The organism is Vibrio sp. 10N.247.310.98, assembly GCF_041467395.1.
GTDB lineage: Bacteria > Pseudomonadota > Gammaproteobacteria > Enterobacterales > Vibrionaceae > Vibrio > Vibrio crassostreae_C.
Window position 1 is genome coordinate 59,272 of record NZ_JBFSUL010000014.1, and the last position, 23,341, is coordinate 82,612.

The following is a 23,341-nucleotide window of genomic DNA, read 5'->3' on the forward strand; positions in this document are numbered from 1 at the left end:
TTGGCGCTGTTTTGTTTTAACAGGTTTCGTTTATTAGCTTTTAGGAGAGCTATTAACGTGGCTCAAAAGCCAAAGACTGAATCGCTTCTTCAATCGTTAGGAAGTGGATCTTCATCAGGCACACTTCAGCTTTCTGGAACTCGTGGTTTCGAATCAGTTTAGTCACGCTTTCAACCGAATACTGCTCAGCTCGTTTAGCTAAACCCAGTTGGTTTGAGTTTGATTGTAGCGAGTAGCTGTCGCCAACTGAATCGATGAGGTAATCATCTTCGCCCAAGATCATATCTGAGCATTCCACCTGGAAATCTTGTTCTGACGCGACGTAAATAAGCTCATCATCACCGTCGAGTTTTACCAAAGATGGCCAACTGATCATTGCTGCCCTTTCTATGTGCTGCTTACTGCTTTTAATAGTGGTGACGACAAGCAATTATATAAAAGTTATCGTCATCTGCTTTATACACTAATCGATTCTTGTCATCGATTCGTCTTGACCAAAAGCTAGACAGGTTGCCGACTAGTGGCTCCGGCTTTCCAATCCCTTCAAAGGGCGTTCTTTTGGCGGCTTCAATCAACTTATTTAGTTTCTTGAGCGTTTTCTTGTCTTGGGTTTGCCAGTATAGGTAATCTTCCCAAGCATTATCTGTAAATACAATCTTTCGATCATTCGTCATTATTCAATTCTCGAACGGTTGTATTTCCGGCTTCGAGTTGAGCAATGGATTCAGCTAATCTTTCAGCGTTTTTAGGCGAGCTCATTAGGTACAAGGTTTCTTGCATTGAATTAAAATGGTCAAGAGACATTACCACGGCATCTTCTGAATCTCGTCTGGTTATTACCGTAACATCAGAATCGTCTACCACTCTATCGAGCACAGACTTAAGGCTATTTCTTGCCTCAGTAAAAGAAACAATATTCATCACTTATTTACCCTGTTGTTTTTGGATATGTTTAATCTTTCAATATACACAGAATAGTTAATCATTCATGAATTAACTATTATACATGTTTCGCTTGTTGTACATGTTATCTCAGAGATTACACATGATCAACTTATGGTACATGTCACTCACTGTAAATCTGCAGAGTGTTACTGACTCAAAATGCTATTTACTTAAAGATCGGCCCAACGGCACGAAGTAACCTTGCAGCGCTTGATAAATCTCTTTGCGATGCGTGAGATCTGGATAGAGAGGGAACATATCCGGTTTGGTCGTGCCATCGACTAAGTAAGAATTCTCGATATCTGAGCAGGATTCAATCGTAGCTTCAAAGGCACGAGCCATCATTTCTGTTGGCAATGAGAAGTAACGAGCCGACGTTGCCTTGTCGGCAATGACACTGCGTGCCACGTAATCGTGTTTGTCCAAGTTATTGTCGCTAAGCAATGTGGCGTCAAACACAGACATCAAACTTTCATTTAATGGATGAGGTCGCACCTTTCTATCGTGTAACCAACAGTCACTGGCGAACAAGATTTGCTTGCGAGGACCGGATGTGTCACCAATCTCAAACGCTTTCTCAGCGATATAATGGTCAAATGCATGCCAAAACTCGTGTGCGAGCGCGCCAGCTCCGGCATTCTTAGCAAGAGCTAATTCTCTCTGGTTCGGGGCGTAGTGTGCTTGTACGCCTTTTCTTCCGCCACTGCCGAAAGCTAAGCCTAATGTGCCGCGAAGGCCAATTGCTTCTGGTGGCAAAGCCAGGATGTAAGCCAAGTCGGCTAACGAGTCGAATATCAGATTCGCGGCTAGCTCTTTCTCTTCTTTCGTTACCCAAGCGCCCACACGAATGCTGCCCATACCGAAGGTCTGTTTGATGTCCATGAATGACACCTGATCGCCATGTCGGTAGTCTGGGCCTTTGCGCGTTTTGTATTTAAAGTGGGTTAACTTCAAAGGGGTCCTTGGAAACAGACGTAAGAATGAATAGTGTGCTCAGTGAGATGCGCCTGTGTGAGATGCATCTCTTGGAATTAAAGGACGTTAGCACTTTTGATAGCAAATTGCCGAACAAAATTAGTTTAGATTGAGTTCGAAAGCTTCCCATGAAGTTGGGTTACCTTCACGAGTGAGTGGAAAGAGTGGCTGTTGTGGTTTTGCATAGCTTAATCGGTGCAGTCTTTGAGTTACGTGGTAGCTATCAAGCCCTGATACCGTGACCAAATCCAACGCTTCTAAATCAAGGTAGCCATCCGGCATCACGGCGCGTTTGGGTGCGTGAATCGTTATAACTTCACCGATCAACATTTGCGTTTGATTGCTTTCGATTGTTATCTGTTCTTTGAACGCTAACCCTATCTTTAAACTGCTCTCCAAGACGAAGGGAGCGGGGAATGTGTCGTCATAATAGGCCGTTAAGCCGACCGCGTTGAATTCTGAGACTGGTTTAGGGTAGCGAGCCGAGGTTTGATGGGCCTTTTTAACAAAGTCAGCACCAATGCTGTTAACGGTGAAGTACTTAGTTTCTAGGATGTTTTCTAGCGTATGACGTCGGCTTTTATCTGGGCGAACAATAAAACCAAGCAGCGCGGGATCAGACCCTAGGTGAATGACAGAGCTCACTATCGCAAGGTTTTCAAGCCCCTGTTTATCACAAGTACCAATTAGGTTGGCGCTTTTAAATCCAGATAGGGAGTTAACCAAACGAATGCGGTGGCGCGGGTTCATTGTTTGGATATCTTGTTTAGAAAGGGTCATGTCCTTCATATCTTCTCTTCTTCTCATTTATTGTTATCTTCGAGCATGCTCACTAACGGACTTATATGTACGAAGAATCCGCTTTTATCGATCAAAGAGCGCTTATTGGCCGTGGGCAGTTTGTCTCTTTTATCTCTGCTACAGCACAATGAACGAGATCCTTTGCATAGATTTACGTACGTTGACGTCCCTTTACATCACAGGAGCTAAAGTAATGATGTCGTCTTTATGAGTGTTAACAAATGAAAACAGTCCGCAATATCATTTGGGCAATGATTGCCACAATGTCAGCCTTTTGGTTTGCGATGGAACCGCAATTATTCGCTTCAAGCGATGTCTTTGAATGGCGCTCAGCCATGATTCAGTACTCAGGTATTTTGTCTCTGGTGTTAATGTCCATCACAATGATCTTGGCGATGCGTTTGCCTATGGTTGAGAATTGGCTGAAAGGTATGGATAAAGCATATCGAGTCCATAAATGGCTCGGTATCGGTGGTGTTGCACTGGGTGTGACACACTGGTTGTGGTACCAAATACCTAAGTCATTGGTGGTGTCTGGTGTGTTAGATAAGCCTGTTCGACACGATGGTTCAGGGCCGCAAGCTGTTTTGACTGGATGGGAGTTATGGGTCAATGAATTACGCGGTATTGCTCAGAGTATTGGCGAGTGGGGCTTCTACTTGTTGCTCATTTTACTGGTGGCGTCACTATGGGCGGCAGTGAAGTACAAACCGTTTAAATTGTCGCACCGTCTGATGTCGGTTGCGTACCTGTTTATCGCTTTCCACTCAGTAATCCTGCTTAAACGAGCGTATTGGGGAGAACCTATTTATTATCTAACTGTGGCATTTGCTTTGGCTGGGTCTATCGCAGCGATTTACAGTTTGTTGGGCTTGGTTGGGCGTCGTAATCGTCACTCAGCGACGATTATCTCGACTCGCTATTTTCCACAAGCTGAAGTGATGGAGCTGGTGTTAAAACCGGAGGCATCTTGGCAAGGTCACAAAGCTGGGCAGTTTGCGTACTTGCGTTTCGGTAATGAAGACCCGCATCCGTTTACCATTGTTTCTGGCAGTGATGATCCAGAGCTGCGCTTTTTGATCAAAGAGCTGGGTGATTTTACTAATGGCCTATATGAACGAGTGAAAGCGGGCGATGCGGTTACGGTTGAAGGACCCTATGGTCGACTTTATTTTGACCTAAGCAAGCCACAAATTTGGATTGCTGGTGGTGTCGGGATAGCGTCGTTTTTTGCAACACTTGAAGCGCTCAAAACAGAACGAGATCATCCTCGTATTCAACTGTTTTATTGTACTCGCGGTGTTGATAAGCAATTAATCGATGAGTTGTGGCACCTAGCACACGCGGTTGGTGTGAAGTTGACCGTGATAGATACCTTGCACTCACCGCGGCTAAACGCCGGAAGAATTGTCAATCAATGTGGCGACCTCAACGAGTACGAGATGTATTTCTGCGGGCCGGAGTTGTTCTCTACATCACTGAAAAAAGAATTAGACACCTATCAATTTGATATTGAAAAGCACTACCACGAAGAGCTGTTTGTGATGCGTTAAAGCCAACTATTGGAGCTTTGATTGTTAAATTAGTCAATCGGCACAGTGTAAAAAGGCGTAAAGTCACTCAATTTGTTATTGCAGCGGTTTGCTATTGAGCGATACCATATAGGGCTGTTTCTTTGGTAAAGATGTAATTATGTCAGATGAAAAACTCGCACTCGAATGGATGCGCCAACAAGCTCATAAAGTTGACCCATACGTTATCGATCCATCGTTTGATGAATGCGTTGAGTTGCTTGATCCTGCCTTCAAGAAAGGCAAGAGTGTTGCTCAACTCAAGTATCTGTTATCAGAAGCAGATCGCCGAGCGGGCGCGGCAGAACGTAAGCATGCGGCTTTAAAATACGCCAAAGAGAAAAGCCCAAATGCTGGTCAAATCTTGCGACTGCAAAGCAAGCTTCAACAAGTTCAGTTGGCTCTCAAGCTTGCCACTGGCGATAACAATATGACCATATCTCAGTTCTGTGCGGAGTACGATGTCTCTAAGCGTGACGGCAATACGGCATGGAATGAAAAGTTGGTGGAGCAGGGTAAGAGAAAGTAGCGATCTCTATTTCTATTTTTTGATTTAGTCGTTTTTCTATTGAACTTTAAATCATGCTCGCAGAGCCGTTAACTCGGTATCTTGAACCCCAATCATTGATATGCATTGCCGTGGTTTGAGCGCGGCGTATTGTCTCAACGATGCCCTCATTATTTTGGTGACGCACTCATGAACCTCTCCCAGATTGACCTGAATCTTCTTTTCGTTCTTAAGCATTTACTCGAAGAAAAACACGTCTCTAATACCGCAATGTCTCTGAACATGAGCCAGTCTTCGGTAAGTCGTACGCTACAAAAAATGCGTACCTTCTTTGATGATGAGCTGCTGGTACGTAAGAAGTATGGCTATGAGCTGACCCCAAAAGCAGAGTCGATTAAAAACGATATCAACACCGTTATTACTAACCTGGAAAAGTTGGTTCATAAGCAGTCGTTTGACCCAAGCAAGGTTGATAGTACTGTGAAATTTTATGGCTTACTGCCTCAAATTAATACCTTAATGCCCAAGGTGATCGCTAAGATCCGCAAAGAAGCGCCGAACATGATCGTGAGTTTAGATTCTGCGCCCAAGCGTCATTTCGAAGCCTTGGTCGCAGGTGATGTGCACTTTGCCTTATCTTCGCATCAGCCGCCTTCTGCTGAGCAAAATATCTATCGTATGACAGTGGCGAAGCGCACGTTCCGTTTGTTGATGAGCCGAGAGCACCCATTGGCGAATGAAACTCTGACCCCACAAAAGCTGGCGGAATATGATTTTGGCCAAGTCTCTCTACAAGGTGAGAAAAGGCTTTCTTTCGAACACAAATACCAAGAACTCGGTTTAGCCAATAAAAAGCAGCGCCTGTCTGCACCTGTGCAGTTGAGTAACTTCAGCTCGGCGCCAAGTATTGCTGCTGAAACCGACATCATCTTTCACCTTCCAACACCTTTTGCAGAAGCAGCGTGTCATGATCCCCGCCTGATCACCAGAGAAGTCCCAGAAGAACTCCACTTGAGCTTTCAAGAAGTTTATTTGTACTGGCACAAGCGATTTCATGATGACCCGATGTGTGAATGGGTACGTGAAATATTCAAAGACCTCTATGTAGGCAAAGATACGTACTCTTAAAAGAGAGTGACTTCTAGTTAAGTAAGCACCGAAGTCTGAGTGATTTGAGAGCCGTTATTCGCAACATCATCAGTTTCATATCAAGCATAAGATGAAGGTAACTATCCGTCTGGCGGATAGCGATATTCTATTTTGGCGATAGCATTATGCTTGAAGCGAATGATTTACGCCGCTCTAATTGAGAATGATTATTAAATGCAATCTCAATTTAAGTAGAGCCAAGATGAACACTATTCAAACGTTTACTCGTTCCCCCCTTTCTAAGTCTATAGCTGCTGCGTGTTTTGTATTCCCTGTGATGGGCTTTGCTAACGAACAAGTAAATCAAGTTGATACCGAAGCTTTGACCATTGAAGCGACGACTATGGAAACCATGGTTGTGACAGCAGCTGGTTATGAGCAGGTTGTCACTGAAGCGCCAGCGTCGATCAGCGTGATTACTCGTGAGCAGCTGGAAAACCGATCGTATAAAGATCTGACAGACGCGCTGCGTGATGTACCTGGTGTGATAGTGACAGGTGGTGGTTCGAGCCAAGACATTTCAATACGTGGTATGCCTGCAGAATACACGGCGATTTTGGTCGATGGACGCAAGCAGTCTGGCCGTGAAACACAACAAAACAGCAGTGGTGGCTTTGAGCAAGATTGGCTACCACCTCTAAGCGCGATTGAGCGAGTTGAAGTCGTGCGTGGCCCAATGTCGACGCTTTACGGTTTAGACGCGATTGGCGGTGTGATCAACATTATCACTCGTAAAGATTATCAAGAGTGGTATGGCAGCGTACGTGGTGAAACAACACTGCAAGAGAACTCAGACTCGGGCAATTCATATCAAAGCCAAGTGCATCTAGCGGGCCCTCTTATTGATGGCTTGTTGAGTGCTTCTTTCTCTGGTTTATATCAAGAGCGTAAGGAAGATGAGATTCTTTACGGATACGGAGGCAAAACATTAGAGAGTTACCGTGGCGCACTACACTTGACGCCTACGGATGACGATACTTTCTCGTTTGATTACACCTATCACGATCAAGAACGAGTGACGACGGATGGAAAATCGAAAACCACAGATTCTGAGCGTGTGAACAATCGTCAATCATTGGGCCTATCTCACTCAGGCAACTACGACTGGGGCTCGGGCACTTCATACATCAACAATGAAACGGTTGAGAATGAAGGCGGAGAAATGGAAGTGGAAAACCTGACTCTGAACTCACAATGGTCTATGCCTGTGCTTGAGGCGCACTACCTAACTATCGGCTTCAACTATACACGTCAGGAGCTGACAGATTCTGCAGAAGATCATGTCTTCAAAAATAACCAATGGTCACTGTTTGCGGAAGATGAATGGTACATCACCGATTCTTTTGCTCTAACAACTGGCCTCAGATTTGATCAAAATGACGTGTTCGAGTCTCATCTGAGCCCTCGCGTTTATGGTGTGTGGAGTGTCGACTCATATTGGACAGTGAAAGGCGGTGTTTCAACGGGATATCGAGCACCAGGCTTAACTGAGATGGAAGCGGGTTGGGCGCAAGACAGTTGTGGTGGCGACTGCTCGGTTTACGGTAATCCTGATCTAAAAGCCGAGACGTCAGTGAACAGTGAAATGGGCGTGTACTTTGTTGGCGATGCCGATTTAAGCTCGAACATCACCGTATTCTACAGTGACTTTAAAGACAAGATCGACAAGAAAGAGCTGAGCACTAACTGTGGCCGACGTGGTTGTGATTCTACCTACGTGAACATTGAAGACGCGATTACTTACGGTGCTGAATACACGATAAACAAAGGCATTACTGAGGCGATTTCTGTCGGTTCGACGTATACCTATACACATACTGAGAAGCAGTCTGGTGAAGATGAGGGTAAGCCACTAACACAAGTTCCTGAGCATTTAGTTACCGTAAATGCAGATTGGCAAGTACGTGATGATGTCCAATCTTGGATGCGAGTGACATACCGTAGCAAAGAGTCAGAACCGACAACGAGTAGTTCAAGAACACAATACGAAGCGCCATCAATTACTTATGTTGACTTAGGTGCCAACTGGTATGTGCAAAAGAACCTTAAGGTGATTGCTGGTATCTACAACCTATTTGATGAACAAACCGATTACGAAGAGTTTGGCTACGTTGAAGATGGTCGTCGTTACTGGTTAGCAGCAGAAGCGTCATTCTAGATAAGAGGTTTATAATGAAAAAGATAACAAAATTACTGATGCTTTCATTTGTTGGATTATCGGCTGCTAATGCTAATGCTAATGCTAATGCGGTATACACAGTAGAAAAGGACATCTTGTTTAAGACGGTAGAAGCACGAGAGATCAAGCTTGATCTCTACCTTCCCAAAACAGAAGCAAAGGTTGATGGAAAATATCCGTTGCTCGTTTGGGTACATGGCGGTGCGTGGAAGCGTGGCACTAAAGACGATATTCCGACTAAAAACCCGTTGTTGCTTAATTCTGTTTTGGAGGAAGGTTATGCGTTGGCTGCGGTCGATTATCGCTTAAGTGGCGAAGCAACTTTCCCAAAACCAGTCGCGGATATTAATGATGCTATTAACTATCTTCATGACCATGCTAACAAGTACAATCTTGCCGCCGATAACGTGGTTATGATGGGGCGTTCAGCTGGTGGTCATTTAGCGGGATTGGTCGGCGCAAGTAATACGTACGGTGACATTAGCTTTTACTCAGAACCTAAGTATCGAGTGGCTGGAGTTGTAAGCTTTTTTGGCCCGACGGACCTGCTGGAACTAGGTAATAAAGGGAACAGACCAACCAGTAAAAAGTCGTCGGTGTCACGCTTTTGAGGTGATATCCCGAGTGAAGTACCAGAGCTAGCGGCACAAGCTTCAACGACCAGTTATATAAACAGTGATGCTCCGCCTTACATTCAGTTCCATGGAACACTGGATAAGCGAGTGCCTTTAGCGCAAAGCCAGATCCTCAAACATGCTTTGGACAAGTACGGCATTGAGAATCAGCTGTTTATCGAGGAGGGTGTTGGTCATAGTGCTCCAATTTTTGATACCGATAAGTATGTACCGCATGTGATTGCGTTTTTAAAGCGACATTATCCAATTAAATAATCTCTACTTTTGTGACGTTACAACGCGCTAGAAAGCATTCATTGAGCCATTTAAAGCCAAGTTGATCACTAAGGTTCAACTTGGCTTTTTTATTGGAAGCTTTCATAAGTATCTGGATTCATTTCTAACTTCCCTTTTATGATTCGATCGTCATTTATTAGATCGAACAAAACCGTGTTCACCTTCGATAATTGAGTTATTTATCAGTTAAAGGTGGTGGTTATTGTGTGTTTCATCACGCTTTGTTCATAACTGACTCTAGCTTATCGACGACCTTGATAAAGGCTTCAATGTGCGCGATACACTATTTTTCGCCCATTAATCAATTTCACTTGTGACAAAGTTATCAGAATTATGCATTTTCGGTAACGCTCCCGAAATTATCGATCTATCATCCACTCAGATACAAAAGTGAAGTAATAAACACGACTGATTTCTATTTCTTCTTCGATATAGAGCTTATACATCAAAAGTATAAGCCGAAATGTGCTTACGAATTGTTTCGGGAACGTTTGCAAATAATCCAAAACAATTAACGTGAGAACATCAGAATGAAACGACACATTTTAGCGGTTGCTGTAACAATGGGGCTAATGACTACATCGGTATTAGCAAGTGAAGACGTTGCAGCATTAGAGCAACGTATTAATGAATTAGAACAAAGGGTTGCACAAACAGAGCAGGTCTCTACCGAGGCCAATGAAAAGGCTTCTTCGTTTGAGTTTCACGGCTATGCTCGCTCTGGGTTATTGATCAACGACGACCTAAACGGCGCGACAGGTACTGGTCCTTACATGACAGCGGCGGGTGCCATTGGAGCTCCAATTGGACGTCTTGGTGTTGAAGATGATCATTACGTTGAAGCGAACTTGATTCATAAGCGATTTGCAGACGATGGCTCTAGTGCTTTGTTTCGCATCATGTTGGCCGACAGTACTGAGACAAATAACGAGTGGACTGCCAGCGAAAGCCAGTTGAATGTGCGACAAGTGTATTCAGAACTGAACCGTCTGAGCATGTTCTCTGAATCTGAAGCGTTTTCTGAAGCAACGTTTTGGGCGGGTAAACGATTCGATCGCGACAACTTTGATATTCACTTTTTCGATTCGGATATTGTCTTCTTATCAGGTACTGGTGCGGGCGTTTATGACGTTCAGATGAGCGACAACTGGAAAGCGAATTTCTCTATTTATGGCCGAGATTTTGGTGAGATTGATAGCTCGTCAACAGATGTAGAAAACTACATTGCAACCATGAATAACCGTATTGGCCAATGGCAAGTGATGTTGAGCGGTATGACCTCAGCAGACAACGATAGCCGCCTAAATGGCGCAGCTGAAAGCGGTGTACACGCAATGTTTGCGTATCATGGAGACAACTTCTTTGGTCTGAGCGAAGGCTTCTCTAAAACGGGTATGTTAGTGGGTAGTGGCCTAGGTGCAGAGCTAAAAGGCATCGGTTCAAATGGTGATCTACTGGATGACGCGAAAGCCGTTCGCCTGTTTAGCTACGGTGTCACTCGCATTGGCGACAACTGGCGCTTAGCACCTGCATTAATGGCAGAGCATAGCCAAGACCGTTTGAAGAAGAATGACGAGTTCACATGGGCTTCTTTAAACGTTCGATTAGCTCAAGAGTTCACAGAGAACTTTGAGATGGTTTACGAAGGTTCATTGCAATACATGGATTTAGACAACTCGACAGAGCAAGCGAGCGGCGGTTTCTACAAAGCGACAGTTGCACCAACACTGAAGCTTTCAACTAGCACTGGTTTCTTTGATAGGCCTGAACTGCGTTTCGCTGTGAGCTATGTGGATTGGAGTGAAGACCTGAATGGTTACTCGATTAGCACTGAAGCAGATGCTGCAACGATGGGAGAGGGCGGCGAGGTTCTGTTTGCACTGCAGATGGAAACTTGGTTCTAATTGCTTGATATATCGTTTAGATAGAGAGTGTTACTCATGATGTGATAGTCGCATCACCAAATGCCAACCTTATCGTTTCAACTCGAAGGTTGGCATTTTTTATCTTGGGATAACCTGATCTCTGAAATAAATCGCTAGCAAGACTCTCGGTCAATAGTGGTGAAGGTCAACACCATCTTGCTCATTTCAAAGCCTTTTTTCTCAATACGGTCGAGTAGCAGCTTGGCTCCATTTTCTCCCGCTTTATCAAACGCATAGTTAAACGTAGACAGCGTTGGTGTGCATACTGAAGCGAGCTCATCGTCACCTACACCGAGCACCAATATATCCTTTCCTGGAACGAGCCCCGCTTCCTGAATGGCTCTGATCGCACCGATTGCGATACGGTCAGTGGCGCAGAATAGGCCGTCGAGCTTGGTGTGCTCCTTGAGATACTGCTTCGCCAGTTGGTAACCTGATTCTATGGTGAAGTCGCCACGGGCGTGAAATTGCAGTGTGAGGTCGTTAAATTGAAGCGATTGAGCGAAGCCTTCCGATCTCATCTTATCAACCGCAATATCATCACCTTGCACACCGATGAATCCCATATGCTTACAAGCTTTCGCTATGAGGCGATTACCCGCTTCAAACCCTACGCGAGTGTCGTCGTGCACAATGCTTGGGATGTTAAACATTGACCCGTCTTGACCAACCAATACCACGGGTACGGCAGAGCTTTGAATCGCTTTGACTAATTGGTTGTCGAGGTGGGTCGCGTACAGGATGATACCTTCAACACGCCTCTGGTTAAATATCTGAATATATTCAAGTTCTTTATTGTGTGTTTGGTGTGTGCTCGCTAATAATACATGCTTGCCCGCTTGCTCTAATACGGCGGTTAAACCATCGACACCCTGAGAGGTGGCATGGGAAGAAACCCTAGGAACAATCACGCCAACCAGGTTGGTTTTTTGGGACTTTAAGTCTTTAGCGACTTGGTTTGGGAGATAGCCACACTCTTCAACCGCTTTACGCACCTTCACCTTGGTCGCGTCTTTTACGCCATACTCATCATTGATTACTCTTGAAACCGTCGACTTGGAAACTCCAGCGAGACGAGCGACATCATGAAGACTAGCCATTATTCATTATCCAATTGTAATTTTAGTTTTGGGATTGTTTGCAAACAGAGCATCAAATTTACCTGTTATTAGGGGATTTTAACCCTGTCTTCTTATCCTAGGGAGATAATTTGAAGATCATTCTCACACTATTGAGCAGTTATCTTTGATCATTTGTTATTTCTAGGCAAAAATTTGTTTTGCAAACGTTCCCGAAAATTCAAAAGCTCAAATGATAATCCAATGGGGTATGTAATGAATTATCCAAAAATAGCAAAAGAGCTGCTTTCTCTATTAGGTGGTAAAAGTAATATCACCGCACTCGCACACTGCGCGACTCGTCTGCGTCTTGCGGTTGCAGACCAAGATAAAATTGATGAACAGGCGATTGATAACCTAGAAGGGGTTAAGGGCCAGTTTAAAGTGGCAGGTCAATATCAGATCATCTTTGGCTCAGGCATCGTAAACCAAGTTTATGCTGAGTTGGCTAAGCTGACTGAAATGACGGAAATGTCGACCAACGATGTGGCGTCTGCAGGTGCTGACAACCAAAATATCCTGCAACGCGCGGTGAAAGGCCTGTCTGATATTTTTGTACCAATCATTCCGGCGATTGTTGCTGGTGGTTTGTTGATGGGTATCTACAACCTATTGACGGCTCAAGGCTTATTCATTGATGGCAAATCTTTAATCGACGCTAATCCGGGTTTGACCGACTTAGCAAACATGATCAATACATTTGCTAATGCTCCTTTTGTGTACTTACCTATTTTATTAGCATTTTCAGCGAGTAAGAAGTTTGGTGGTAACCCATACCTTGGCGCGGCTTTAGGTATGTTGATGGTTCACCCAGACTTGCTTAACGGCTGGGGCTTCGGTGGCGCATCAGTGTCGGGCAGCATTCCGGTTTGGAACATTTTAGGTTTCGAAATCGAGAAAGTAGGCTATCAAGGTTCAGTACTACCCGTTCTTGTTTCTGCGTTTATTCTAGCGAAAGTTGAGCTTGGGCTGCGTAAAGTTATTCCTTCGGTTCTGGATAACTTGCTAACGCCGCTATTGGCGATTTTCATAACTGGTTTGTTAACATTCACGATTGTTGGTCCATTTACTCGTGATATCGGCTTCCTGCTTGGTGACGGCCTAAATTGGTTATACAACAGTGCTGGCTTCATTGGCGGTGCGGTGTTTGGTTTGATTTATGCGCCGTTTGTTATTACTGGTATGCACCATAGCTTTATTGCTATTGAAACTCAGCTGCTTGCGGATATCGCAACGACTGGCGGTACGTTCATCTTCCCTATCGCGGCGATGTCTAACGTGTCACAAGGTGCAGCGGCACTGGCGGTTGGTTTCATGAGTAAAGATAAGAAAATGAAAGGTATCGCGATTCCTTCTGGTGTGACTGGCTTGCTTGGTATTACTGAACCTGCAATGTTCGGTGTGAACTTGAAGCTTCGCTATCCATTCATTGCTGCGGTTTGTGCCGCTGCGATTTCAAGCGCGTTTATCACGATGTTCAATGTGAAAGCACAAGCACTGGGTGCGGCGGGTATTCCTGGCATCATCTCAATATCACCAGAAAAGATTGGCTACTACGTGGTAGGTATGATTATCGCGTTCGTGACTGCCTTTGCTCTGACCGTTGTTTTAGGTCTGCGCGAGCGCAGCAAGCAAAACATTAAAGCAACAGCTTAACGTTTCTCCCTAGAAGTGAAGCCCCCCTTTTCACTTCATTTCCTAAGCTTTGGGGTGCTAGCTAGGTGATTTGGCTTAGCTAGCCTTTTTATATTTTTACATGACAGCGTGAAGTGTCACCTTGCTTTTGGTTGCTACTGCTTTCGATTGCCATCGCTTTCGGTTGTCATGATTTTCAGTTTTAAGGTAAGAAAGATGAATCAAGTTTGGGTAACTGGAGACGCCGTCGTCGACCTCATTCCGGAGACTGACGCGACATTATTGAAATGTCCGGGCGGTGCGCCTGCTAATGTCGCGGTAGCGATTTCTCGCCTTTTAGGCAAAAGCGCATTTTTTGGCCGAGTGGGTAACGATCCGTTTGGCACTTTTATGGAAGTGACTCTGCAAAAGGAAGGTGTGAATACCGAGCGTTTGGTGAAGGACCCTGAACAACGCACGTCAACCGTGGTGGTCGATCTTGATGACCAAGGCGAGCGTAGCTTTACGTTTATGGTTAAGCCAAGTGCCGACCAGTTTATGTCTGTTGAAGACATTCCCGAATTTAAGAAAAACGAGTGGCTACACGTCTGCTCGATCTCTTTGGCTAATGAACCAAGCCGAAGCAGTACCTTCGAAGCGATCCGACGTATGAAAGCCGCGGGCGGTTACATCAGCTTCGATCCAAACCTTCGTGATGAAGTGTGGCAAAACCCATCTGAAATTAAGTCTGTGGTCATGAAAGCGGTTGAATTGGCTGATGTGGTTAAATTCTCAGAAGAAGAACTGGATTTCTTAACCGATTCAACTTCGATGGAACAAGGTTTGGCTAACATTGCAGATCTTAACAACACGCTTGTTCTGGTTACGCAGGGCGCGAAAGGCGTTTGGCGAGTATTTGAAAACCAAGGTGTGTTGATTTCAGGTCGCTCAGTGACGCCAGTGGATACCACGGGTGCAGGCGATGCTTTTGTTGGCGGTTTGCTTGCAAAGCTTTCTCAAGATGATGAGTGGAACAATCAACAAGTCGTCGATTCTGCAATTCGGTGGGCGAATGGGTGTGGTGCACTGGCGACCACGCAAAAAGGCGCAATGACCGCACTTCCAACGCAAGAAGCTCTTACTCAGTTTATTCAAAAAGACTCTTCAAATACGAATGCCGTAGAGGAGAGTGTATGAGTTTGAACTCGAACTGGACAGTAGAGCAAAGATATCGCCGTATAGAAGATATTTCTCTAGAGAGTATTGATGCGATGGTAGAGCTTCGCAAACAAGACTCTGGCTATCCAAGCTACCATATTGCGCCTAAGTTTGGTCTGCTTAATGATCCGAATGGTCTGTGTTTCTTTAATGGTGAACACCACCTATTTTACCAATGGACGCCAGTTGGCCCCGTCCATGGTATGAAGTACTGGTACCACCTTTCTACCAAAGACTTCGTTCATTTCGAAGACCACGGCATTGGCTTGCACCCAGACCAAGATTACGACTCTCACGGTGTTTACTCTGGTGGTGCATTGGTTGAAAACGACAATGCATTGTTGTTTTTTACAGGTAACAAGCGCGATGGAAATTGGTTGCGAGTGCCAACTCAATGTTTTGCCAAGATGTCTGCTGACGGCAAAATAGAAAAGCACGGCGTGGTTATCGAAAACGATCACTACACCGAACATTTCCGAGACCCAAAAGTGTGGAAACAGGGCGGCGATTATCTGATGGTTGTGGGTGCTCAAACGCCTCAAAATACTGGCTCTATGGCGCTATATTGCAGCCGAGACCTGATGAATTGGCAGCACAAAGGTCCAATTCAAACTCGTTACAACAACCTTGGCTATATGTGGGAATGCCCAGATTTCTTTGAAATAGAGAATCAGTCGGTGATGCTGTTTTCTCCACAAGGTGTGTCTAGCGAAAATCCATACGATTTCAAAAATATCTACTCGGTGGCTTATATCGTCGGTGACCGCCTAAATCTCGATTCGGTAGAACTGGAAAACCACCAAGATATTGCGCAGCCAGATTATGGCTTCGATTTCTATGCACCACAGACTTATTTAGATGATACAGGCCGCCGTATTCTGATTGCTTGGATTGGTCTGCCTGAGATTAATACACCATCTAATGAGTATCAGTGGGCGGGCATGTTGTCGTTACCACGCGAACTTCAAATCCAAGATGGCTATCTTGTTCAGTCTGCTTTACCTGAATTGAAAGCGCTACAGGGTGAAGCTGTGGTGGTTGAAAATGCTCTTGAATTGGATACAACCAGCTTCATGGTTGAGCTCGAAACTGATACTGACGAGTTTGAGTTTACACTTACTAACGTTGCGGGTGATAACATCGTATTCAGTGCTACAGAAAAGGAGTTCATGCTTGATCGCAGTAAGATGTCTCAGCTCTACGCGGAAGAGTTTGGCTCAGTGAGAAAAGCACCGAGGTTGAGCACCAAGCAAATCATCGAGGTTTATGTTGATAAGTCAGTGATCGAAATCTTTATCAATGGCGGTAAGCACACAATGACCAGCCGTTTCTTCATTGATGACTTGAGTTCATTGTCGATGACTGGTGACGTGAACACCGTTTATCACTCGATGAACCCAATTAAAGGGTTGGACAACTAACCTCCGCTTATCTCCATCAAGAAAGCCGCTGATCATCAACAGCGGCTTTAGTTTGGTCTGCGACATCACTATTGTGCTAACTCTTTGACCTTGTCCATTCCCCGTAGCCCTGAATCTCAAGTCCATTTAGAACAAACAACCAACGCTAAGGTCGAATGTTATTGAAACTGACCTTCTGCGTTCCGTCATCTTTATTCAATAGCTCCACCACATCGCCTTGATAGTAATACGGTTCCATTGGCATCTCGCTGTTGGTCGGCCTTGCGTAATGCAATATTGCTGGCTTCGCGTCAACTTGCTGAGCGAACAAATAGCCAATCAGCGCATGTTCAAACTGGTGATAACCGTTGCCCCAATGGAAAGCTTTGGTGCGTTTTGGGTCAAGCCCGACACCGCCGTATTTGTGGTCGACCCATACATCATGAAAGGTCGGTAACGTGTATTGCAGGACGTCTTTCATCGAACCATCGACAAGTGAAACCGTCATTGCTGCTTGATCAAGTTCCGCCCACTCCCATGATGAAGCCCACTCACTGTGCGGTCTGCTTTGCCAGCCAGTTATCTCTTGTCCTTTCCAGGCTTTCTGAAGTTCCTCGCCATAATATTGGGAGACACTCACGAACTCTTTCTGATATTGCGCCTGATCCAAAGTGTATTTCATACCGTCTAAACCAAACTCCGACCATTCAGAGTTATTCAATGTTTGGCCTGTAAGGTAAGTCATCCAATACGCTTTGATGGTGTGTCCAAAATCATTGTGATTAGCATTCGGCATCATCGCTGCTTTATCGTGAATTGCACCGTAGAAGCGTTGTTCATCTTCAGAATGGTATTGGTCAATCATGGCTTGCGTGAGCCAGTTTAAGTCATCAAGCCATTTTGATTTGATGGGCTCTTTGAGCAGAGGAGCGACTAACAACAGGTAGCCGTTTATTTGATCAAGTTGCGCAACCAGTTCACGTCGTTTTGCACTGCCATCTTCACCGTCGGCGAGTACCCAAGCAAGACCGCTGTTGTCGCTAAGTCGATATTTATCAAAGATAAAAGCTTGTTGGGCGATGAGTGCTTCTTCTACCTTTTTGTCTTGGGTCAGGTAGTAGTACATGGCAAGGCCAACTAATGCATACGCTTGATCTTGAGAAGTACGCTGCTGCCAATTCTGGCCTACTTTCCCCTCTTTTGTGTAGCCGATAAAGCCGCCGTTTTGCTTATCTTCTAGCTGATCAATGATGTAGTAGGCTCCTTGCTTGGCAAGCGCTAAAGCCTGCTTATCGCCACTAAGGTGGTAGAGCACGCCATAGGCATAAGTTTGACGTGACTTCATCCGCGTAAACTCTTTGCCAAAGTGTGGCGTGATCCAGCCTTTGTTTAGTTCATGGCACACATCAGAAACATCGAGCAAGGTACCGTCATCACAGCGGAAAGTAGGGAAGTTTCCTACCGGTTCTCCTTGAGCGCTAGGCATTAACCAATAAGGTGCAAGCCCTTCAGTCGCATGGTTGAGCCACTCTTCTCCAGAAGGAAGATGGGCGTTGGCAGATACGGCGAAGCTAGTAATACTGAGTAATGCGATCGTTGCTCGTAACATGATGTTTATCTTAACTATTTGAATTTCTTTGAATATAAACAATCACATCTGCACATTGTGATTAGGCGATCACAATCGACCAAATTAATAAGGTTTAGATAAAAGCTCACAGACTAGTGAGCTTTGGAAGTGTGTCTTGTATTTTATACTGGCTTGCCCGCCTCATCTTCTTCAACCACATCGGTTTCTAAGCTTGCCTCTGCCAGCCATTTTTGTATCGATGGACTGTTAAGCACACGTTGTTGATACTGTTGGGCTTTGTCCGAAAGCTGGATGCCATAGGTTTCTACACGTAAAGCCACAGGTGCAAACATCGCATCGGCAATCGACCATTCACCAAACAGCCATCCCTCTGGGTATTGCTCCATCTGTGTCGACCAAATGGCGTCGATACGAGCGATGTCTTTAAGTGCGTCTTCACTCAGTGTGAGCTTTCGTTGTGCGCGGCAGTTCATCGGCATTTCATTTCTGACGGCAAAGAACCCAGAGTGCATCTCGGCGGAAATTGCTCGGGCATGGGCGCGTTCTTTCACTGAGCTAGGCCACGCTGCACCGTCCAAATAGGCATCGTTAACGTATTCGAGAATCGCCAATGAATCCCACACCGCAACATTACCATCAACTAGGGTTGGAACCTTGGCCGTTGGCGTCACTTTCGCCAGAGTGTCGTAAAAATCAGAGGTGAATAGCTTGAGCTTGATGACTTCTGTACTCAGGTTGTAGTTGTCGAATATTAGCCATGCGCGCAGTGACCAAGTTGAGTAGTTCTGGTTTCCAATATAAAGCTGCATCGTTGCTTCCTTGCGTTTGGTGAGTATGCTTTTGAGCTTAGGGGATTGTATTGCGGAGCACTAACGGATAATTTTGATGCAATACATTAATAAAAACGATGGGTGGTGATTTCAATATGGATATTGATGCTTTGCGAGGCTTTCTCGCGTTTGTGGAAACCAGTAGTTTCACTCGTGCAGCGAAACAGATAAATCGTACCCAATCGGCATTCAGTGCTCAGATGCGTAAGTTGGAAGAAGAACTCAACGTCACTCTTTTCCAGAAAGAAGGACGTAATTTAATACTGACTGAAGCTGGCTTAGCGCTGCGTTCTCATGCCGAACAGTTGGTCGCCCTTCACAATACCGCACTTAAGCAAGTAAAGCGTTACGAAGACAAACAACCTCTGCGACTCGGCTGCCCTGAAGACTACAATGACACCATTCTGCCGAAAGTGATTCACCTGTTGCAGAAAGCAGAACCCACCTGTTCAATCCAAATATTCAGCCTGCCCAGCATTACGCTGAGAGAGTGGTTGGATGACGGCAGGCTTGATGCGGCGATTGTCACCCGAGCGCCCGATAGTGAAGAGGGTTACTGGCTCACTCATGATATCGGAGTATGGATAAGCAGCCCTGATTATGTGTTCGATGAGTCTAAACCAGTGCCATTAGCCTTGTTTCAGACCGATTGTAAGTACCACGCCGCGGCAGTGAATGGCTTAACCAAGCAGGGCACGCCTTATCAGTTATTGGCGTGTAGCAATACTGCTTCAGCGCAGCGAGCGATCGTTAAAGCTGGATTAGCCATTGGCGCGATGGGTAAGCTGAGCGTGACTTCAGATTTGAGAATCCTCGATGATATGCCACCGTTGCCTTCGGTCGATATTGTGCTGATCCTAGCGACCAAGCATCACCCGGTATTGGATAAAGAAGTGCTCAATCAACTTGTGGAGTTGGGTTCTGAGTAGCTTAGGTTCATCTTCCTATTGGAGGATTCCCAAGCTTTTCAATTTTCGATAAATGGTATTGCGGCTGATACCGAGTATTCTCGAAGTCTTACTTATGTTGCCTTGGTTGGCTTGATAAGTTTGCAACAAGGTTTCTTCAACGGTGCTTCTTAAATCGTTACTCGCTGTACCTTTTATGGCATTAGAAGTCATTAGCTGATGCTGATTATCGTGTGCTAATGACGTGAGATGTTGAGCAAGGTGGCTGGGCACATGCTCGAGTGTGAGTTGGGGTTCATCACTTGCTAATAGAGCAGCAACCTTAAGTAAGTTGTCTAATTCGCGGATATTACCCGGCCAAGAATAGGCGCACAGTAAGCTCATCAAGTGCGGGCAGATTGTCTGTTCGTCTTCGGCGTATTTACGATGAATGTGCTCGATTAAAGCGTGCTTGTCTTGTCGGTGTTGTAGGCTTGGCAAGGTGAAGGCTAAGCCATTGAGTCTGTAATACAGGTCTTGCCTAAACTCACCTGTTGCGACTAACTGCTCGAGGTTTTTGTGAGTTGCAGCGATGATCTGACAATCGACTTGATAGCTTTGATTAGAACCAACTGGCACCACGGATTTGTCTTGCAGAACATGCAGTAGTCGGCACTGAGCTTCTAAAGGCATGTCGGCGATCTCATCTAGAAATAGAATCCCTTTATCTGCTTGACGGATCTTACCTTGGAAGCCCTTGTGGCTTGCTCCCGTAAAGGCGCCCGGCGCGTAACCAAACAGTTCAGATTCGATAAGGTCTTTAGGCAGCGCGCCACAATTTACCGCTACCAAGGGCGAAGACTTACGCTGGCTTTGCTTGTGCAGCGCTTTAACAAACTCGCCTTTGCCAACTCCTGTTTCTCCTAAGATCAACAAACTGATCCCTTTATCGATTACCTTGTTGGCTTGCTGCCAAGCGTGTTCGATTTGTTGCTCGCCATGGTGCAAATCACACGATGCTGAAATGGAGCGCGTGCGTTTGGTGGTTGGTTGTTTGAGGTGTTGTTTCTCAAATACAAAAGGCGTGTCTAATGAGGTTCGGTTGAAGAGGGTATCGATACTCTCACCGACGATCGAGGTTTGATCCAATAGTTGAGAGGCGACCTGATTGTGTGCCACCACCTCCCCAGCTTCATTGGCTATTACAATCCCTTGCCAACCACTGTGTAATAACGATTTCTCACATGCGAGGTCGATGCGAGTGGTGCCTTGTGGGATGTGGCTCAGTAGCTGGTTTTCAACAAGCTGAACCATATTTTGAACCAGTAGCTGCACCGAACTGTCGTGCTGTTGCTGCTCACTGGTAATGTCCAATACGCCAACCATGTTCCCTTGGTGATCAAACACAGGGCTTGCTGAACAGCTGATAAATCGATGCTGGTGGATGAAGTGCTGCTCACCAATGATGGTCACGGGTTTAGCTTCAACAATCGCGGTGCCAATCGCGTTGGTGCCCTTAAGTTGTTCCTGCCAACACGCTCCTGAGCTGAGTGCAATTGATGTCAGCTTCTCCTTAAACCGCTCCTGTCCCCAACTCGCCAGAATCACCCCTTCAATATCGGTCAGAATCAAACGACTGTCGGTACGAGCAAACATCTGATTAAACAAAGGCAGCGCATTGCGTTCGACGATGTGGATCAAGTCAGCCGATTGATGACGTCGCTGCTTAAGAATCGATTGTGGTAGGCGAATGTCTTCAGGAAGTCGTCTCTGTTTTAGACCCGCTTCTGTGCTGCGGTGCCAAGAGGACGAAAGCCAATCTGAGGTGTTTGCTTGTTGAAGGTGCATGACTGTTCCATGTCGTAACAGTGAGAGTGTACCAAATTGGAACAGTTGAACATTGGAGTGGTTTCCATACGTCCGTTCAATGCCAACTCACTTTGGGTTGTAAACGTTTGGTAATCATAGTTTTACAATTTATTAACAACAAGTTTTGAAGTTCTGGCGTGTGATTTGCGTTGTTACTGTTGTGAAGAAAACACGAAGTATCAGTGTTTTAAACAGAAAGCATAAACATGGGCGTCTCGCCATGAGTTCTTTTCTCAAGGGGAGCCGCCACAAAAATAAGACAGCTCTAGCTCAATAACGAATATCAAATCGAAGAAGGATCTAACTATGATTTACGCACAGCCGGGTAGTGACAACGCAGTGGTGAACTTTAAAGCGCAATACGATAACTTTATCGGTGGCGAGTGGGTGAAGCCTGTCAGCGGCGAGTATTTTGATAACACTTCCCCAGTGAATGGTCAGGTGTATTGCCAAGTGGCACGTTCAACAGAGGCAGACATTAGCTTGGCACTCGATGCGGCGCATGCGGCTCGTGCTAGTTGGGCTGCGACCAGTGTGACAGAACGTTCCAATATCCTACTTAAAATTTCCGATCGCATTGAAGCGCACCTAGAAGAAATCGCGGTGGCGGAGACGTGGGAAAACGGCAAGCCTGTGCGTGAAACTCTAGCGGCAGACATCCCGTTAGTTGTTGACCACTTCCGTTACTTTGCAGGCTGTATTCGGGCGCAAGAAGGCAGCGCAGCCGAGCTAGATTCAAACACCGCGAGCTACCACTTCCCAGAACCCATCGGTGTGGTGGGGCAGATCATTCCTTGGAACTTCCCGATTTTAATGGCGGCTTGGAAATTGGCGCCAGCACTGGCTGCGGGTTGCTGTGTTGTGATGAAGCCAGCGGAGCAAACACCGACATCGATCTTAGTGATGATGGAGAAGATCGCTGATCTTCTACCTGCAGGCGTAGTCAACATCGTCAATGGTTTTGGTAGTGAAGCGGGTCAAGCGTTAGCAACCAGCGATCGTTTGGCGAAATTGGCATTTACCGGTTCGACAGAAGTCGGCCACCACATCCTGAAATGTGCCGCTGAAAGCTTGATTCCATCAACGGTTGAGCTTGGCGGTAAGTCTCCAAACATCTACTTCCCAGACATCTTTAACCATGAAGACGAATACCTTGATAAGTGTGTCGAAGGCATGTTGCTGGCGTTCTTCAACCAAGGTGAAGTGTGTACCTGTCCATCACGTGTGCTGATCCATGAATCGGTCTACGACAAGTTCATCGCCAAGGTGGTCGAGCGTGCTCAAACTATTAAACAAGGTAACCCGCTAGATACTGATACTCAGGTTGGCGCACAAGCTTCAAAAGAGCAGTTCGATAAGATTCTGAGCTACCTAGAAATCGGTCGCCAAGAAGGCGCTAAAGTGCTGACAGGTGGCGAAGTTGCGCAGCAATCTGATGATCTCGGTAATGGTTATTACATCCAGCCAACCATGCTGGAAGGGCACAACAAGATGCGTGTATTCCAAGAAGAGATCTTCGGCCCTGTTATCGCGGTGACGACGTTTAAAGACGAAGCTGAAGCGCTAGAGATTGCCAACGATACCGAATATGGCTTGGGTGCAGGTGTATGGACGCGTGATGCAAACCTAGCGTATCGCATGGGTCGCAACATTGAAGCTGGACGTATTTGGGTGAACTGCTACCACGCTTATCCAGCACATGCCGCGTTTGGTGGTTATAAGAAATCCGGCATCGGCCGTGAGACACATAAGATGATGCTCGATCACTACCAAAACACTAAGAACCTATTAATTAGCTACGATACTAATCCGTTAGGCTTTTTCTAAAATAGATAGGTTCTAGAACAGTC

19 protein-coding genes and 1 pseudogene are annotated in these 23,341 nt (G+C 45.7%); 11 read left to right on the top strand and 9 right to left on the bottom strand.

Going from position 1 to position 23,341, the window contains the following annotated elements; all coding sequences use genetic code 11:
- Positions 1 to 52 precede the first annotated feature (52 nt).
- The 5 genes from AB6E78_RS07995 to AB6E78_RS08015 form a co-directional block, all read right to left on the bottom strand.
- Positions 53 to 376 carry a DUF4144 domain-containing protein gene (locus AB6E78_RS07995; RefSeq protein WP_108194370.1) on the bottom strand — a complete coding sequence of 108 codons (324 nt, stop codon included), beginning with the start codon at positions 374 to 376 and terminating at the stop codon, positions 53 to 55.
- Positions 377 to 407: 31 nt separating this feature from the next.
- Positions 408 to 674 carry a Txe/YoeB family addiction module toxin gene (locus tag AB6E78_RS08000; protein WP_017061615.1) on the bottom strand — a complete coding sequence of 89 codons (267 nt, stop codon included), beginning with the start codon at positions 672 to 674 and terminating at the stop codon, positions 408 to 410.
- Positions 664 to 921: a type II toxin-antitoxin system Phd/YefM family antitoxin gene (locus AB6E78_RS08005; RefSeq protein ID WP_017061616.1), complete on the bottom strand. Its 258-nt coding sequence runs from the start codon at positions 919 to 921 to the stop codon at positions 664 to 666. The genes AB6E78_RS08000 and AB6E78_RS08005 overlap by 11 nt, the downstream gene beginning before the upstream one ends.
- 186 nt (positions 922 to 1,107) lie before the next feature.
- A complete protein-coding gene (locus AB6E78_RS08010; protein ID WP_372112653.1) occupies positions 1,108 to 1,899 on the bottom strand; it encodes a CLCA_X family protein in 792 nt (263 codons plus the stop codon).
- A gap of 120 nt (positions 1,900 to 2,019) precedes the next feature.
- The gene (locus AB6E78_RS08015) at positions 2,020 to 2,709 is read right to left on the bottom strand and encodes a flavin reductase family protein (RefSeq protein WP_102393976.1); all 690 of its coding nucleotides are present in this window, start codon (positions 2,707 to 2,709) and stop codon (positions 2,020 to 2,022) included.
- Positions 2,710 to 2,942: 233 nt separating this feature from the next.
- Between AB6E78_RS08015 and AB6E78_RS08020 the strand changes: the two genes are divergently transcribed.
- The 6 genes and pseudogenes from AB6E78_RS08020 to AB6E78_RS08045 all read left to right on the top strand — a co-directional run bounded on the left by AB6E78_RS08020 (position 2,943) and on the right by AB6E78_RS08045 (position 10,943).
- Positions 2,943 to 4,274 (top strand): ferric reductase-like transmembrane domain-containing protein, encoded by a 1,332-nt coding sequence (locus AB6E78_RS08020; RefSeq protein WP_017064979.1) that lies wholly within the window; start codon positions 2,943 to 2,945, stop codon positions 4,272 to 4,274.
- A 139-nt stretch (positions 4,275 to 4,413) separates the two neighbouring features.
- Positions 4,414 to 4,821: a hypothetical protein gene (locus AB6E78_RS08025; RefSeq protein ID WP_017054885.1), complete on the top strand. Its 408-nt coding sequence runs from the start codon at positions 4,414 to 4,416 to the stop codon at positions 4,819 to 4,821.
- Between the two features lie 168 nt (positions 4,822 to 4,989).
- The gene (locus AB6E78_RS08030; protein WP_372106761.1) at positions 4,990 to 5,928 is read left to right on the top strand and encodes a LysR family transcriptional regulator; all 939 of its coding nucleotides are present in this window, start codon (positions 4,990 to 4,992) and stop codon (positions 5,926 to 5,928) included.
- Positions 5,929 to 6,226: 298 nt separating this feature from the next.
- Positions 6,227 to 8,107, top strand: a complete 1,881-nt coding sequence (locus tag AB6E78_RS08035; RefSeq protein ID WP_372132983.1) for a TonB-dependent receptor domain-containing protein — start codon at positions 6,227 to 6,229, stop codon at positions 8,105 to 8,107.
- Between the two features lie 14 nt (positions 8,108 to 8,121).
- Positions 8,122 to 9,018, top strand: a pseudogene (locus AB6E78_RS08040) (alpha/beta hydrolase fold domain-containing protein).
- Positions 9,019 to 9,569: 551 nt separating this feature from the next.
- Positions 9,570 to 10,943 carry a carbohydrate porin gene (locus AB6E78_RS08045; protein ID WP_102320859.1) on the top strand — a complete coding sequence of 458 codons (1,374 nt, stop codon included), beginning with the start codon at positions 9,570 to 9,572 and terminating at the stop codon, positions 10,941 to 10,943.
- 134 nt (positions 10,944 to 11,077) lie between these two features.
- Here AB6E78_RS08045 and AB6E78_RS08050 read toward each other — a convergent pair whose 3' ends face one another.
- The gene (locus AB6E78_RS08050; protein WP_017064973.1) at positions 11,078 to 12,064 is read right to left on the bottom strand and encodes a LacI family DNA-binding transcriptional regulator; all 987 of its coding nucleotides are present in this window, start codon (positions 12,062 to 12,064) and stop codon (positions 11,078 to 11,080) included.
- A gap of 234 nt (positions 12,065 to 12,298) precedes the next feature.
- On the opposite strand from AB6E78_RS08050, the gene AB6E78_RS08055 reads away from it, so the two are divergent.
- The 3 genes from AB6E78_RS08055 to AB6E78_RS08065 all read left to right on the top strand — a co-directional run bounded on the left by AB6E78_RS08055 (position 12,299) and on the right by AB6E78_RS08065 (position 16,335).
- Positions 12,299 to 13,738 (top strand): sucrose-specific PTS transporter subunit IIBC, encoded by a 1,440-nt coding sequence (locus AB6E78_RS08055; protein ID WP_017064972.1) that lies wholly within the window; start codon positions 12,299 to 12,301, stop codon positions 13,736 to 13,738.
- 195 nt (positions 13,739 to 13,933) lie between these two features.
- Positions 13,934 to 14,893: an aminoimidazole riboside kinase gene (locus AB6E78_RS08060; protein ID WP_372128281.1), complete on the top strand. Its 960-nt coding sequence runs from the start codon at positions 13,934 to 13,936 to the stop codon at positions 14,891 to 14,893.
- Entirely contained in the window at positions 14,890 to 16,335 is a 1,446-nt protein-coding gene (locus tag AB6E78_RS08065; RefSeq protein WP_017064970.1) for a sucrose-6-phosphate hydrolase, read from the top strand. The genes AB6E78_RS08060 and AB6E78_RS08065 overlap by 4 nt, the downstream gene beginning before the upstream one ends.
- 145 nt (positions 16,336 to 16,480) lie before the next feature.
- Here the strand turns inward: AB6E78_RS08065 and AB6E78_RS08070 are convergent, their stop codons facing one another.
- Positions 16,481 to 17,923, bottom strand: coding sequence for an N-acylglucosamine 2-epimerase (locus AB6E78_RS08070; RefSeq protein WP_372132944.1), 1,443 nt, complete (start codon positions 17,921 to 17,923; stop codon positions 16,481 to 16,483).
- A gap of 143 nt (positions 17,924 to 18,066) precedes the next feature.
- Positions 18,067 to 18,714 carry a glutathione S-transferase family protein gene (locus AB6E78_RS08075; RefSeq protein WP_372132941.1) on the bottom strand — a complete coding sequence of 216 codons (648 nt, stop codon included), beginning with the start codon at positions 18,712 to 18,714 and terminating at the stop codon, positions 18,067 to 18,069.
- 98 nt (positions 18,715 to 18,812) lie between these two features.
- On the opposite strand from AB6E78_RS08075, the gene AB6E78_RS08080 reads away from it, so the two are divergent.
- Positions 18,813 to 19,664: a LysR family transcriptional regulator gene (locus AB6E78_RS08080; RefSeq protein ID WP_372132938.1), complete on the top strand. Its 852-nt coding sequence runs from the start codon at positions 18,813 to 18,815 to the stop codon at positions 19,662 to 19,664.
- A 15-nt stretch (positions 19,665 to 19,679) separates the two neighbouring features.
- On the opposite strand, the gene AB6E78_RS08085 is transcribed toward AB6E78_RS08080, so the two are convergent.
- Positions 19,680 to 21,470, bottom strand: coding sequence for a sigma-54-dependent Fis family transcriptional regulator (locus AB6E78_RS08085; protein WP_104216023.1), 1,791 nt, complete (start codon positions 21,468 to 21,470; stop codon positions 19,680 to 19,682).
- Between the two features lie 327 nt (positions 21,471 to 21,797).
- On the opposite strand from AB6E78_RS08085, the gene AB6E78_RS08090 reads away from it, so the two are divergent.
- Positions 21,798 to 23,318 (top strand): aldehyde dehydrogenase family protein, encoded by a 1,521-nt coding sequence (locus AB6E78_RS08090; RefSeq protein WP_017061629.1) that lies wholly within the window; start codon positions 21,798 to 21,800, stop codon positions 23,316 to 23,318.
- Positions 23,319 to 23,341: the final 23 nt, after the last annotated feature.